The organism is Paenibacillus sp. CMAA1364, from assembly GCF_054373195.1.
In genome coordinates this window covers 81,791-97,252 of record NZ_JBITNB010000002.1, presented here as the reverse complement: position 1 = coordinate 97,252, position 15,462 = coordinate 81,791, and the positions used below count along the sequence as shown (strand labels likewise).

General features: G+C 38.4%; 10 protein-coding genes. All 10 read right to left on the bottom strand.

What is annotated here, in order from left to right:
• Nucleotides 1–311: 311 nt before the first annotated feature.
• On the bottom strand, nucleotides 312–851 hold the full coding sequence (locus tag ACH8E3_RS02245) for a YkvA family protein (protein WP_458630976.1): 540 nt from the start codon (nucleotides 849–851) through the stop codon (nucleotides 312–314).
• Between the two features lie 231 nt (nucleotides 852–1,082).
• A complete protein-coding gene (locus ACH8E3_RS02240; RefSeq protein WP_458630975.1) occupies nucleotides 1,083–1,433 on the bottom strand; it encodes a hypothetical protein in 351 nt (116 codons plus the stop codon).
• Nucleotides 1,434–1,532: 99 nt separating this feature from the next.
• Nucleotides 1,533–2,414, bottom strand: a complete 882-nt coding sequence (locus tag ACH8E3_RS02235) for a trypsin-like peptidase domain-containing protein (protein ID WP_458630974.1) — start codon at nucleotides 2,412–2,414, stop codon at nucleotides 1,533–1,535.
• A 42-nt stretch (nucleotides 2,415–2,456) separates the two neighbouring features.
• On the bottom strand, nucleotides 2,457–2,660 hold the full coding sequence (locus ACH8E3_RS02230) for a stalk domain-containing protein (RefSeq protein WP_458630973.1): 204 nt from the start codon (nucleotides 2,658–2,660) through the stop codon (nucleotides 2,457–2,459).
• 19 nt (nucleotides 2,661–2,679) lie between these two features.
• Nucleotides 2,680–5,430, bottom strand: a complete 2,751-nt coding sequence (locus ACH8E3_RS02225) for a DEAD/DEAH box helicase (protein WP_458630972.1) — start codon at nucleotides 5,428–5,430, stop codon at nucleotides 2,680–2,682.
• Between the two features lie 2 nt (nucleotides 5,431–5,432).
• On the bottom strand, nucleotides 5,433–8,120 hold the full coding sequence (locus ACH8E3_RS02220) for a DEAD/DEAH box helicase (RefSeq protein WP_458630971.1): 2,688 nt from the start codon (nucleotides 8,118–8,120) through the stop codon (nucleotides 5,433–5,435).
• Nucleotides 8,121–8,229: 109 nt separating this feature from the next.
• On the bottom strand, nucleotides 8,230–8,757 hold the full coding sequence (locus ACH8E3_RS02215) for a hypothetical protein (RefSeq protein ID WP_458630970.1): 528 nt from the start codon (nucleotides 8,755–8,757) through the stop codon (nucleotides 8,230–8,232).
• 277 nt (nucleotides 8,758–9,034) lie between these two features.
• Nucleotides 9,035–11,173 (bottom strand): protease Lon-related BREX system protein BrxL, encoded by a 2,139-nt coding sequence (gene brxL / locus ACH8E3_RS02210; RefSeq protein WP_458630969.1) that lies wholly within the window; start codon nucleotides 11,171–11,173, stop codon nucleotides 9,035–9,037.
• A 15-nt stretch (nucleotides 11,174–11,188) separates the two neighbouring features.
• Nucleotides 11,189–13,717, bottom strand: a complete 2,529-nt coding sequence (gene pglZ, locus ACH8E3_RS02205) for a BREX-1 system phosphatase PglZ type A (RefSeq protein WP_458630968.1) — start codon at nucleotides 13,715–13,717, stop codon at nucleotides 11,189–11,191.
• A 21-nt stretch (nucleotides 13,718–13,738) separates the two neighbouring features.
• The gene (locus tag ACH8E3_RS02200) at nucleotides 13,739–15,457 is read right to left on the bottom strand and encodes a hypothetical protein (RefSeq protein ID WP_458630967.1); all 1,719 of its coding nucleotides are present in this window, start codon (nucleotides 15,455–15,457) and stop codon (nucleotides 13,739–13,741) included.
• Nucleotides 15,458–15,462 lie beyond the last annotated feature (5 nt).

Genomic DNA, 15,462 nt, shown 5'->3' with positions numbered 1-15,462 from the left:
TTCCATGATTAATGAAGTACAACGAACCCAGGGGCAGAATGGTTGGAAGTACTCACAAGTGATTTATGGTATACGCCTCTAAAAGAACTGAAAAGCGAAATAAATGCAGGACTAATTAAAAGCTAATCCAAATAGAGTCAAGGAGCCGAGCGAAATGCAGGAGTAGATACCTGGGTTTCGCTCGGCTCAGCGGTGAACTTCAATTGATATGCATATCAACTCAATAGCCACCTTTGTAGAACAGTGATGAGTTAAAGGATATTCATATCGGGGACCGACATTGGTATTAACCTATCTCCAGCTCTTTTTTATTATTTTACAAACCATTCTTGCGATTGCTTTCGATGTTCATCCGTAATGTGGATGCTAATAATTTTATATGCCGTCCAAAAAGCTGCAGCATCATCCGTATACCCCACACCTATTAATACATCAGGAATGAGGTCAAAAGGAAGTACGATATAGGCGAGTGCACCAAAAGCTGTTAGTCTTGCTGTTAATGGCGTTTTGCTGTCCACCGCACAGAAGTACATAGATACTGCATCTTTTGCAAAAGGGATTTTGGATGCATGTTTTTTAATCTTTTTTAAAAACTCCCTTTTTACATACTTCTCTTTTTTTTCACTTCCACCAATTTTGGAAGTCCAAGAGTCCACATCCAGTTTTTCAGTTTGAGAAAAATCGCTATTAATCTCAAGAGCTGCAGCTAATTCATTATTTGACTCATATACACCTAAAGCGACTTCACTACTAAATTTAACCTTACAAGAACCACACAATGCTTGAGAGAATTTTTGAGTATCCACATTATTTAATTGACCACATTCTGGGCATTCGAATGTTTTAATCATTTGATAATTATTCCTTTCATACCAGTGATACCAAATATTTCGCCATCAAGTTCCTATTCCCTTTATTATAAAACGAAATTCGACAAATTATGGGTGTATTATATTGGCTTTTATTAAAGTTTGAAAGCTTTAGTCGGAGACTGATTGGATATAAGGAAATGTCTTCTCTAAAGTCCCTCATTACTCAAACGGTTTACCCGTTAACTTCTGTATAACTTTGCAGAATCCTTTTCATTCTTTTGGATACGCATTACTTCCATAGATTTGTATGGTTCTATCATCTAACTCGATGTCCAGACTCCACTGTGTTCCATCCAACGATTCAGGATCAATATATTCAACCTTACAATCCAAAATGCGGCACTTAGTCAACTCTACTCTTAATTTAACAATACCTTCATTATCCATTTGGAGAGATAAAATTGGTTCCACATTACCATCTTCTCTTACTTCACAAGTCATCTTTCGTGTTATAAATTCGACTTCGAGAGAATAGCTTGAACCAAAGTAACCACCAATAGAAGCTTCCATCCGTTTAATGGTTTTGTATTGATCAGATAGATCTGTGTTATACCATCTCATTTACGCTCTACGTAGCATATCTCAATCATTATTCTCCTCTTAGCATCTGTGGCACTTCATATTACAATCTTTCATAAATAGTTTGTTTTTTAGATGGTGCTATTTTGAGAGTTCATCCTGAACGTATTTAATGGGGATAGCAAACTCCAAATTAGATCCTTTATATCCTGAGGAGGTAATACCAATAACCTCTCCATATTCATTTAACAAGGCTCCACCTGAAGAACCACTATCAATATCCGCAGTATGTTGGATCATAGTTACACCATCGATAGTTCGTATACCAGATACTATACCATCTGATATGGAATTTTCTAAACCAAGGGGGCTTCCAATTGCATATATTTTATCTCCTATTTCGGGAAGTTCGGCTTGCATAGATAAGAATTGATTAGGCGATATGCCTGTTGTGTATCCATCTGAACTATACGAAGTTGAGAGTATGGACCCATAAATGTCTACCTCAGCATTCTCCAACCAGTACCAACCTCGTGTATCATAGATTTCGCCATCTATTTTCACCATTAAACCAGAACTTCCTTCAGCAACATGATAGTTAGTGATAAACATACCGTTTCCTATTAAAAAACCCGAACCGGAAGTATAAGGTTGTCCATCGGTATCATATGCGACAACGAATCCTACTCTATCCATCAATTTAGCAATTTCCTTAGCGGTCAATATCTTTTTGGGATTTGGTGGTATGTTAGAATCAGATTTTATGATGGAATCATCTAATGTAAGTCCAACTCTTGGAAATATACTGTTTTTAATTTGATTTTCGGTAACGTTGAATAATACTGTATAGGTATATTTATTATAATTAACATCTGCACCAAACAATTCGGCGAACGCTCGCAAAGGAACATAAACAGTGCCCTTATAAAGGATAGGATTTCCAGAAATTTTTACATCTATTGATTTGCTGACAAGAAAATTAGATTCAATTTTAACAACGTTTGAGTTAATCTTAAAAGCCATCTTAAATGCGCCTTTATTGTACCAAGCAACCGCCTCTTTATATTAGGGATAATATTCAACTGTAAAATATATATTTTCAAATAAATTTCTAAGAGGGATGTAAGTAGATCCATTTATTATGACAGGAGGTGCTCCATCTGAAATGTAGGATCCATTAATAGCCAATGAAATATTTGTGCTTCTGGCTTGGGAAACATCCGGAAAAATTAAAAATAGAAATATTATTGCAATAATTACCTTTTTCACATTAGCACTCTCCCAAAGTTCATTTACAATATCTCTGAAGAAATCGAATCACAACCAAGCCACCCGCCTTATGTAGCGGCTCATTCTGCCTCTCACAACGGAACAGCTGAATACAGGACGGACAACCATCCGAACAGCTACAACTCCTTATCAAGAGCTCTGCCTTATCAAGCAGTACTCCAATCTTCTCTGCCAGAACTTCTACAATCCCTGAGCCTCCGCCAGTTTGACTATCATAGAAGAACAATCCTGGCATCCCGAATAATGCAGAACTCGAGTGAAAAGATACATGCTGGAAATCAGCTGTGCTACACTTTACAATGGCAGGAATAGCTGCAGCCAACGCATGCTCAACCGTGTGTATACTCCCCTCGAGTAGTTCCTCAAATGTGAGATGCCCTGATTCCTGCAACTCTAATAATAGAATTCTAAGCTGACTTTTCCCTTGATCGTCCCACAACAACCAGAAGGCATCCGTTTGAAAAGAAACTGGATAGGTATTCGTAATCTGTACCGTTTCCGGTGGTTTTGTGCTGTGTGTATATATCTTTTTGTAACCAAACGTGCTTCTTTTTACGATAATGTTTCCGATGTTCGCTTTCAGTTGATCTCCATCAATTACCTGTTTGATGACATCATTAATCTCGATACTATCACGCACAATGCCGCGCGTATGGTAGTCCGATCGTACTGATTCCACAAAGACCTTCTTCTGTCTTTTATCGATCCACTTCACCTTGTAAAAGGTACGGTTATCTGTTCCCAGAAATATGGCCTCTACATGATAGTCTCTAATTAAGGATCGAGCATCCACATTCTGAAACAATATCGTTTCGTTCCAGCCATTCTTACTCACAACTGTATATGTTTCTCCCATAGTAATTAACGTCTGATACTTTGGAGGCTCTCCCGAGTATACTAGTTTTCTTTCAGCTAGTTGCCATTGATCATCAGCTTCGACGACCTCTCTACGAAGGACTGAAGCGCGAACATAATTAAGTACATTAGTGATCGTTCCTCCCTGCTCATGTGCTGCATAGACAAGGTGCTCCTTCAATAATCTTGGATTGTTAATGTTAATAGAGGCCGATTCCGGAGACTGTTGGAAGAACTCTATCGGATTACGAGCAAAATATTGTTGTAGTGGCTCCTCCTGTACCATCATGATTACAACGCCATCTCTACTACGCCCTATACGACCTGCTTGCTGCCAGAAGGATGCTTGCGAGCCAGGGTATCCGAGCAATATGCATATATCTAGACACTTGACATCAATCCCCACCTCCAAAGCGCTCGTCGTAACAACGCCCAAGATTTCTCCTTGTTCAAGCTTACGAATCGTTTGCTCTTTAATGTCCTGTGGTAAATAAGCATGGTAAGGAAGGAACAGATCCTGACTCTCATCCGATTCCAATACGCCGCAATCAATAAGATGTGTCCTTATAATTATATTGAGTTCTCGGCTAAGGAGCTGGGCTTGTTGACGACTACTTGCAAAGATGATACTTCTAGGCCACTGTCCATTATTGTAGACAGTTCTGAGAATATCGTAGAGATCCGAAACGACCGCTCTACGTTTTGTTTCCATGTCAACAAGACCTGGATTCCACAGAAGTATCTCCTTTTTCTTAATAGGAGCTTTGCTTTCCATTACCTCGTGAAAACCTTGTACGCCCCTTTTTCCTGTCAGCTCCTCTGCCAAATACTTTGGATTCGCAATGGTAGCAGAGCAAGCGATGAATTGGAGTTGCTTATTACCTAATCTTTCACATAACATTCGTATACGACGAATAACCATCGAGACTTTTGAACCGATAAGACCGGAATATTGATGCAACTCATCTATGACGACATATCGTAGATTTCTCAGAAATCGTATTAACTGCGAAGCCTTCCCAGTTTGTGAAACTATACTTTGAAGAACAAGATGCAAATAGTGAACATTAGTTAACCAATAACGACCCTGTTCATAAACTAGATTAGAAGCTTGGTCTTTCCTCATATGCTTAGCAACATTTCGTTGACCGTGTAGAAGACCAACTGCTACTTCTTTACCATGGACCATCAGCTTCGAGAAACCATCCATTCGAATGCCATCTCCGATTTCATCGTCTAAGTCCGCCCATGCTTGAAGGTGAGCAAATTGATCCTCAACTAATGCCTTATATGGCGATAAATAGAGTACGCAAGCATCCGCATCGGCCACGAGTTTTTCCATTATCGGTATGTTATAAGCCAATGATTTACCGGATGCAGTCTTTGTACAAATGACTACATTGCGTCCTTGTCTTATCTCTTCAATCGCTTCCCCCTGATGCTCATACAGCTTATGAACACCCATTGCTTCTAATTTCCTACGCATCCAATCAGCCATCGTTATCTGCTCATCATATACGCCTTTTACTTCTTCAATTTCATGGACATGTACATCACTACGAATGCGTTTACTCAGATCCAATAGGTGTTGGACTAGCATACTACTGTTAAAAGTCTGCTGTAGTGGAAGTCTTCTATCAAGTAACAACGTGACTTCTTCACCCATAAGCATGTCATCCATAATTGGGCTTCCATCATGAATACAGTAGATACCAGTCTCTTGATTACTATAGCTATCAACCCTAGATTCAAGAGAATGCCACTCGGCTAATCGAAGCCCATTAGCTCGTTGCATCATTTCCCGACAATAACCTTGAGGGTCTGCTTTATAGCTAATTTGTACGAAATCCCCGTATGGTCTTTCTGTTCCACAAGATGGACATATTAGAGGCATAGTTATTCATTCCTCTCAATTAAAGCCTTCAGTAGCATCGTTGCACCAGGCTTAAATAGTTCCACATTGTACTTACCAGGAAGCTGAACACAGCTTGGACATCCCTCACTACAAGGACAACTCTCAATAAGTTCAAGCGCCTTACGCATCACCTTAGATGTATTCTCAAAGATTGCCTCAATAGTTCCGAGTCCAGAGCCATTCTCACCATAGAACCCAATTATCGGTCGATTGGCGAATGCAGACATTCCACTAGCGGAGAATCCAGTGAAATCATTAGAATCGCATATAATCATATCTGGAATCACCGACGTCATCGCATGCTGAGCCGCGTGAAGAGAGCCCTCCATTAACAGCTCTACAGTTCGATCCTCCTTTACCCATTCCTGTACTTTCATTTTCAACTGCAACCAATCTGAATCATCCACGGTTAACCAAGTTCCTTCTGGAGCGAACTTCGTTACATAGGGGTGATTCAGTGCTACTTGCTCTGAATCACCTTTTTGCCCGAAGAACAACTTTCTGTATCCATACACACTTCTCTTAATCTCCAGTTCACCATACGCCATCTCAATCCCATCAAGATCGTGCTTCTGATACGTTTGCATAATATCAATTGTATCTTTATAGGAAGATTGAGTATGGTACGTTAACTCCTGAATAGGCAACAGAATAATTTCGCCCTTCCGGCGGTTAATGGAGTCCACTCGGTATGCTCGGTCTCCTGGCGTCCAATAAATCGCTCCTTCATGGAAATCTCGCAGGGCGCTCCATTCATCCAGACCATCCACTACGGAATGATCTTGTCCACGGATTGAAACGCTGTAACTCTGACCTGAAATAGAACGCAGACTAAACTTCTTCTCGGCAGTCACTTCTTCTATCTCCGCTGCAGATGCTGTTTGCAGAACGGATCGGATATAATCCTCGTGCATGTCAGGGAACATACTTTGCATATCTATTTCTGTTAAATCTCGGCTAAGTTCATCTTTTAGTAAAGGTAAGTGAAGAGCTAAAAGCTTGTAGTTAGTTGGATTAATTCTTACCACTTCAGGTGCCTTATGAAGGAATTCCTGTGGATTGCGCATGTAATATTGTTGAAGTGGATCATCCTGCCATAGAAGAATGGCTACGCCTTCCCCTTTACGACCAACACGCCCGATCTGCTGAGAGAACGCCGCTTTGGAGCCAGGGTAGCCAACCAAGACGGCTAAGCTCAAGTCACCAATATCTATACCGACCTCCAGCGCATTGGTCGTAATAATGACGTGAATATCATGAGATTTCAGACGTTCGATAATGCGCTTTCGAGTTTCATTAGGCAAAATGCCAGTATAGAACACTGCTAGCTTTTCCCCTTCAACCTTCTCCTTCTGCAAGCGAAGAGGCTGTCTTAATACATCTTTGATATATCTAGTGAACACCATCGTTTGACTCCGGGATGGTTGAAAGATAATGCTCTTAATCACTTTCTGATTGACCGTCATGACCCGCTTCGCAATCGTAATCGCATCCGTAGAGGGCGCTCGTCTCACCTGTTCCCCCGCCGATATTCCTGGGTTCCATAGGACAATCTCCTTATGTTCATGCGCAGAACCATCCGTATCAATAAGTACGAACTCTTTAAGACCTGTTAGATCTTGAGCCAACCTCACTGGATTATCAATCGTAGCTGAGCTAGTAATAATCTGGATATCATTTGTATTTCCAAGCTCACTGCATACTTTTAGCAACCTTCTAAGCACCAGGGCTACATGAGAACCGAACGTACCGCGATACATATGCATCTCGTCCAACACAATAAATTTAAGATTTTTAAGATAATTTCGAATATGCTGCCCGCTTGCATATTTCAACATCTGTACCTGACTAAGTATAGAATAATGGACCATATCCGGGTTACTCATCCATACTTGAGCTTCCGCCATAATCCTTTGCCTTGGTCCATTCTCCGTATCTCCATCCATGCGCCCAATATGAATGGTACGTTCACCTAAGTCCAATTTAGTTTCAAACCATTCATCTAGCGATGACTGATCGGGTAATTTTTTTGTACCAAAACGTTTGATTTGATCCAACTGATCATTCGCCAGCGCCTTAGTTGGGAACAGATACAGCGCTCTATCATTCGGATGATGGTAAAGATGACTTAAGATCGGAAGATTATATGACAATGTCTTCCCCGAAGACGTCGAAGTAACCATTACCACATTCGACCCTGATTGAATGGCTTCCGCTGCTTGTTTCTGATGTACATAGAGTTGATTAATACCCATAAGGGTTATTGCTTCCCTGATCGGTTGCGGCGTGAAATCCGGAATATTCGCATACACAGCATCCTTAGCTGGCAACGTATGTACATATACCTCCGCTTCTTCTTCACTAGCCAGAACTTTCAACTTCTCCACTACATCACGGGCTGAGAATTCACTGCTTGTAACACCGGGTATTCTAGCATCCTCGCATAAAGGAATTTCATCCTTCTCCAGTTGGACAACTGCTTGGCAATCTGGACAATAAGCTCCTTCCGGATAATTTGTATAGCTAGCTATGACTGATGACCAATCTGAACATTTAATTCCATTTGGTGTATACTCCAACTTCCGTTGCTCGCCAACCTGACTAATTCTATGTGATATTTGAACAGCTTTAAGCATGCTTGAGCATTCAGAACATTTCAGAAATGCCATTTCAACCCCTCCTATATTAATCTTGCTAGATTTATTAAACCATAGTGATAAGACATAAGTTTGTCAGCGAATATATGTTCTTATGTAAAAAAACGACCATAAAGGTCGCCTAATCTTGATATGGATTTGATCGCAGAACCATCCCTGGATTAGTAAGAGAAAGCGTGTACTGATGATCTTCAAATAGATCAGATAATTGGGAGAAGAATTCCTCATCCAATTCTATAGGATAAGCTTGCCCCTCTTCAAAAAGACAAACAGGAACGGCGCCCTCTAATATAGGTGTCGCTGAGGATGCCCTGATGTAGCCTTTATGTTTCCACATTGCTTCAACAATAGGATCAACATCCCTGCCAACAATCTTGTGATAAAAAGGAGTTATAATTAGTACATAACCATCTGTAGGTTGGTTGTTATCCCCAGTTAGCCTCTTCAAACAGTTCCAGATAACGAAGGGACCTTTCTTTAACTTTTTTGATCTTTGATTGGATAGTGTTTCAACTGCAGACACATAAATATTTCGGATGTGTTCGTTAATTGCATCTTCATCCTCTGGGTTGTTCAATTGAGATAAATCAAACTGATAAGTCCATCCATTGGATATTAACATTTCTTCAGTTAGCTCGACTGTTTGCAAGAATATCCTCTCCATTCGGAACAATATGTGACTAAGCATACTCTATCGAAATGACAACTAGCTGTCAGGAAACGTACGTTCTTATAAATATATGATTAGCTTGTGGACACCAATTCGCCTTGTGGAATTTTCCCATTTCAGCCGTCCTTTCTGAAATCAGCATGTTGGTGTCGCTTGTTATGATGTAGCCCTAATATAACAAAAGTTCGCTGACAGATAGTTGTCAGCAAACTTTTGTTCGGGTGATTTGTTTGGGTGTTTACTTCATCTTCCACTTTTACTCCACACCCAACGCCTTAAACACAGCATCTTCCGGCGATTGGTAAAATATCAGATTGAATTTGCCCATGAGTTCAGGTGGTACAGTCATCATATCTACCGTCGATGTGATTGGCAGCAACACTTTTTTTGCTCCACTATCAAGACAGACCTGTAGAACATTTGCCAGCTCTTCAACCTTAATAATTGAACCCCCAATGCTGAGATTACCTAATATTGCAAGACTACTTATTACAGGCTTATGTAATGCAGCAGAACACAATGCTACAAGTGAAGCCAATGCCAACTGAGTTGTGATGCCGATACCATTCAAATCCTGTAAATGCATCAAATAATCTTTTGTTGTTGTACTGATTGACCCACTGATATTCTTGCTATTGGCTTTTAAGTATCGAAACGCTGTCTCAACAGATTCTTTCGCTTCTCTATCAGAGCCTATTCCAGTACGCTCAAATTTACCTGAACCTGTCACCATTTCAGTCTCAAGCTTAAAGACACCTATCATGCCAGACTTGCCACGGCTAACAGTGTAAACTTGCCCAGGCTTGTGTAATCCTTCTGGAATTAATTTTCCGCCACCTTGCTCTGGAACAGGAACAAACTCCTCTGCAAAGCTCTCATTGTCTATATAGGAGAAATTAACATCATAAAATTCCATACCACCGATTTTCTTCAGCTGCTCTTTTACACGTCTACGCATTTCAAGGGCAAACCTTAGTACTTCTTCCACATCCACTTTTTCAAATTTACCATGTGGATAAATTAATTTAATAAGGCCAGAGACCATCTTTCTTACACCGATAACATCTCTTTGATTCAAATCATTACCCAGGTTGAAATATTTATCAAAAGCATCGGTATATGAGGTTTTTCTAAGTTCACGTAAAAATTCCGATAAATAATCAGTTATAAATCCATATTCATTTGTAAAAAAATCCGGTCTATATTTAGGTATTTCCCAACCTGGTACGTAACAATGCATTCTATCAAAAAACGCACTGTCATATGCCATTGCTTCTGGAAACGGATCAAATAAATGTGATGTCTTCAAAAGAACATCTACACTTTGATTTATATTTCCAACAAATACCATCGAAGCAGAAGCATTTTTCTCTTCTTTTCCTCTTGAAAATGAGCCTGAAGCCATGTAATCCTTCATAATCTGAATGCCATCTTTATCCTTGAAGGTAATACCGGCAACCTCATCAAATGCAACGCAATCCCACATTCCAACAAGTCCTACCGTCTTATTAGCCATGTTGTAAAATAGATTTGCAACGGTAGTCTGTCCACCTGATACCAGAATACTGTTAGGTGAGATTTCTTTATAGACATGAGACTTACCAGTACCACGAGGACCAAGCTCACATAAATTAAAGTTATTCTCAACAAGAGGGATCATTCTTGCAAGTAGTAGCCATTTTACTCTATTTGAAAATCTGGAAGGTTCCATACCTACAGAACGCAGTAAAATATCGATCCATTCATCTTTTGTGAATTGATCTCGTCCTTTCAAGACTTCATCTAGGTCAAGATTTGGCATTTGTATAGGTGTCAGCTTTTTTATGATGAAAGGACATCTGTTTTTATCCGCTTCATCATAGAAATATTCAAGCTGAATGATACACCAAATCCCCCCACTTAATAAGCGTTCGAAATCAGATGGATATTTTTCAGAAACAGGTACATTTCTTATACCTAGATTTGAAAATTCCACTTCATAAATATCATCTCTAAAATTCAGTTTTACAGCAACTTTATCAATAACTGTATAACTTCCTCTTTCACGAAGCTTTGATATAATTTTCTGAGCTTCATCTGGACGCACAAAGTTTTCAGCAAGAATGTTTTTGACGTTTTGTACGCCTACAGCAATAGAGTCTTCCTCCGTTGTTGCACAGTACATACCAAGAAGGTACTCAAGGACATAAACAGGTACGTTGGCACCTTCTTTAATCTTTTTAGTAAGATCTTTTCGCACAATCTTGCCAGCAAAAATATCATTCAGTTTATCATTAAGACTGTTGTCTGATGACTTTGGCTCGACTGATAAGTCTTCATTAATATCAATATTTTCAAAATCATCTTCAAATTCTTCTGCTTCGATGCTATCCACATTTAATCCCAATTCATCCATCTATCCACACCTCCCTTATAGACTAAATCCAAAATCATCTGCTAAGGCAATATCAATAATATACTCATGTCTGGTTAATTCCATATCAGAACCTGCATCCTTCATGACAAGGTAATACTTCTCATTTTTTGAATACTTGCGGTTTTTAAATGTAAACTTCTCATGAAACTGACGTTTGTCTGGTGTAGCATTCTTTCGATCCGCTACAATAAGCTCCTCATCAGATATCTTTTCACCTGACTCTGTTTCAAAGCAAACATTTATTTTAATAGCTTGTAATGTATCACTCACATTTTCCGTCTGAATGAAATCCAAATAAGTAATAAGGTTTGTGATCTTGCGTGATAATGATGTCAACGCAACCTCAACATTTCCCACATCTTTCTTGTACCTTTCAGTTTTCACTTTAAGGAGAGGTACAATAATCTCTTGAAGAGATGCGCCACCATGAACAAAGTTTTGTCCACCTCCAGGTGCTTTAAATATGTCTGCCCCACGAGGCACCGTCACGTATATATCCTTGTTCTCTCCACTAAGATAATCTAACCCGTAGCAAAGTGATCCTTCAATAGCCAACGGTTCTTTTGACAAAATATATCTTTTATTCACCAAAGAACCCTCTTGTTTTGGTAAATTCACTTTATCGCTTTCATCCAGTTTGTCTCTTTTATAAATAAAACCATGATCCGCTGTAATCATGTAATTCGTTATAGATTTATCTACAGTGAGTTTTTGAATCAATTTTATGATCTCATGAATAGATTCTTTGGCTGCTGAGAACACTTCATTTTCCGTAGGTGCATGATCACCTCTTGCATCCACTTGATTATGATATATATAAATGATTTCTTGCCCTGTCATGAGTTTTCGCACCGCTTCTCTACTCATAACAATTACATCAGAATACGTTGTTACCACTGACAATGGATTATAGGATTTGAGTATCTTTTCCCTCTGTACTGAGGAGCTGCATGGTTCCCCATTAACCAGAACATCGTAACTTTCTGTAAAGGTTATGGATTTATGCGGGAGTAGCCCCGCCATCCCAAGCCTAGTATAGGAAGGTATAACCGAGAGCATAGACTCTAGCTCTGAACTGGTGCCTGCTCTTTCCTTGAACCTTTCGTGTAGCTCCATGCCACATTCGTATCTAAATCCATCTGAAATGATAACCACAGTGCATTCTTTTTTGGCAGCAGGGGCTACGATACGATTATAGAAATCATATTGCTTTTGACCTGTGAGGTTATTAATAGAGTCTACCTGTTCTAATTTTTCTGCCCATAACACAGATAACTTCATCAGATAACTATTGGTGTAGATATTTTCAACCAGATTCCTAAGCTCATGAAAGCGATCATTGGATTCTATAAGATCATATGCGGTATAAAACCCTCTGTAATACTTGTCAATTTTCGCCCATTTTGTTGTATATAGTGTAATGACCTCATCTGCATTCTTAGCGCTATCCTTGGAGAATCTCTGAATCTCTCCAATCAGCTGATCAGCCCTGTCAATGATCTTATAATGATGAACATACTTTACTGAAAAATGTTTCTTGCTACTTCTCTTTTTGATCACTTCTCTATAGGATTCAGAGAGCGGTTCAGCAGTGGATACCAGTACTGTTGCTAGATGACTTAGTATTTGCAGGTCAAACACTTCAAAGGTATCACACTCAAAAAAGCTATCAACTGTCACATTTTCAAAGAATTCATTTGCCTTGATTTTTACTGCAATCTGTTCCGTAATCAAATCAAACTGATCCTTGTACAGCATACTATTCATGAGATTGGACACAAATACAGCACTGTCGTTCTTTTTATGCGAGACATAAGGCTCCCAAGACTTTGGTAACTCTCCTTTATAGTGATGAACCGTATAAGTAATCAGTAAAGTAGCAACCAGTTTCTCAACCGATGGTTTCTCATCATTAAATCCATAATATTTATCACATAAGTGCCAAAAACACTTAAGAATCCCCATTTTATCAAATGAAGTAATATACTTATTATCAGTAAAATCTCCACTGATAATGACAGTCTTAAGGATCTCTTCAAAGCTTGGTGTTCTCACCCCTGCCATGACGGATAAGAGACCAATCTCAATGGTTTCAGGATTATAATTCTCTATTCCAAGAGTAGCAAACTTCTCCACTCGTTCATTGGAGCGCCAGAATTTTGGGTATCCAGACAACTGTTCCTTGTATCTTTCGGGAATATGAAGATCCGCACAGAGTAAAGAAACTCTATCAGCATAAAACTGTTTTGAGTAATATATCATATCTGCCAGGTGGTTTTCCCGATCCATAGGTTTAGGAAAAGGGGCATAAATCAGATAACTGTTCTCCAGATCTTTACACTCTAATAAGTACTTGGTGTATAGCGCATTGTCTCCGGTAAGCTTGTGCAAGCTGGCATTTGCAAGTTCTAAAGAATCTACTTCTTCAGCAAACTCACCATTGTCATCATACCAGAACACAAGCTTTCGTTCACTGCTCTTAAATTCTTCGTTTAATTTTTCTTGTATTGTTTGTAGGTTCATTGAATCACCTTTTCTTATACATTATTCACCAAAAGTTTGATGGTATATGTCCTCTAGTACTTTTTCAAGCTCATTTTGTACAAACTCTGAACAATCATACTTATGCTCTTTGTGTATCAAAAAGTTGCTTAGCGGTACAACCTCATACTTGTGTCCCTTTCGTATTGAAAAAAATTCACTAAGCAAAGAGAAAACATCAATTTTTTGATCTATTAGATTACAAAGCGCTTCATAATCTTCTATATTAAAATTAAAATATGCACATATTTCCGGCGTTTTAATCTTCCAATCCGTATTACTAATACTACCATTATCCTCAATCGGAGCCGATTTACCCTCAATCAGAAATTTATCTGCATAGCATAACAAATCATTTATTGGCTGAATTTTTTCCATACTCACGCATATAACATATATTTGCTTAATACCAGTAAAAAAATCTTGTTCTTCTTCCGTTTGAAACTTAGTAACCGGATTCAATATTTCTTGTAATCGACAATCAACTTGGTGAGTTGGTGCCACGATTAAATCTATAACTTCTTTATATAATAGGTTGATCTCATATCCTTTTAAAACGTTTGAGTGAGGACTTTTAGCTTTCACTTCTATTACCAATAATTTATCTCGTTTCTTTATATAATAATCAGATGACTTATGATTCTTTTTAGAGAGTGTAAAAGAAAATTCATTTTGACAAGTATAAGCACCTTCAGAGTTTAAAACCGCCGATGCCGAAATTAATTGTACATATTTTTCGAACGGCCTTCCAAAGTCTCTCATAAAATTGAGACCTTCTTTCTTATCATACAAATACCGAATTGTCCAATACAGACCATCAAAAAATTTATAAATTGATGTTATTGGACAAAAATTGAGGACAATATTATTCAACTTAATCCAGGGATAACTGTAAAACAATTCAAAGTTCCATTGTTGTGTTTTTGTTCCAATCGCTTCGTATTTCATATCTTTATAATCCATTGATAAATCTTTAACAATCAAAGAATAACAATGTTGTAACCGCCCAGCATCAAACCCCTCAATTACATGCCCAAGTGATCCACCAAATATCCCTCCCGTGGTCAAATCGTAATTATTAAAGTACAAACAATTGAATAGAACTGCAAGATATTCTTTAATTGTATATCCTTTTCTGCTTTGGAAATCATAAATATTTTTTTTTGATAAATCATCTTTTTCCATAAGATTTACGAATATATAATAAGATCTCGCTATTTGGTTTTTTATGTTTTTAAAAGTATTGTGATAAATAGTCGTATACAAAAACTCAATTTCATAGCCTTCAACATCTACATCAAGTGGTAAATAGTCATTTATCATTACAGCAAGACTGATGATTTCATTCACATCATCAATAGTTATACCCCGTATGGTTTCTTGATCATTTAGTTCAACCCCATGGACTAAAATCCATTTACTTAATATAAATAGAGTCTGAAGGCAGTATATATGTTTAGAACCGAAGTAGAGTTCCATATTGCCTCCATTTTGGGTAACTATACGTGAATATCCATATTTTAAGACATTAAAATATCTTTTCGCCTCATCGTTATTCTGCATTATATCAATTTGCATAGATATTAGCCTAGAAACTATGATCAGAGAAAGTTCCATATTTAACTTTGAAATACGATTAACAATTCCATCCTCCGGAATAACTTTTCCATATAAATCACTATGCTGTAATACTGCCTCATAGTTCGTATATTCTGTCCTCATAATAA

Bases quoted from the DNA above. Each gene is read 5' to 3' on its own strand.
- ACH8E3_RS02245 (WP_458630976.1), bottom strand. From the start codon at position 851: ATGATTAAAACATTCGAATGCCCAGAATGTGGTCAATTAAATAATGTG.
- ACH8E3_RS02240 (WP_458630975.1), bottom strand. From the start codon at position 1,433: ATGAGATGGTATAACACAGATCTATCTGATCAATACAAAACCATTAAA.
- pglZ (WP_458630968.1), bottom strand. From the start codon at position 13,717: ATGAACCTACAAACAATACAAGAAAAATTAAACGAAGAATTTAAGAGC.
- brxL (WP_458630969.1), bottom strand. From the start codon at position 11,173: ATGGATGAATTGGGATTAAATGTGGATAGCATCGAAGCAGAAGAATTT.
- ACH8E3_RS02220 (WP_458630971.1), bottom strand. From the start codon at position 8,120: ATGGCATTTCTGAAATGTTCTGAATGCTCAAGCATGCTTAAAGCTGTT.
- ACH8E3_RS02200 (WP_458630967.1), bottom strand. From the start codon at position 15,457: ATGAGGACAGAATATACGAACTATGAGGCAGTATTACAGCATAGTGAT.
- ACH8E3_RS02225 (WP_458630972.1), bottom strand. From the start codon at position 5,430: ATGCCTCTAATATGTCCATCTTGTGGAACAGAAAGACCATACGGGGAT.
- ACH8E3_RS02235 (WP_458630974.1), bottom strand. From the start codon at position 2,414: ATGGCTTTTAAGATTAACTCAAACGTTGTTAAAATTGAATCTAATTTT.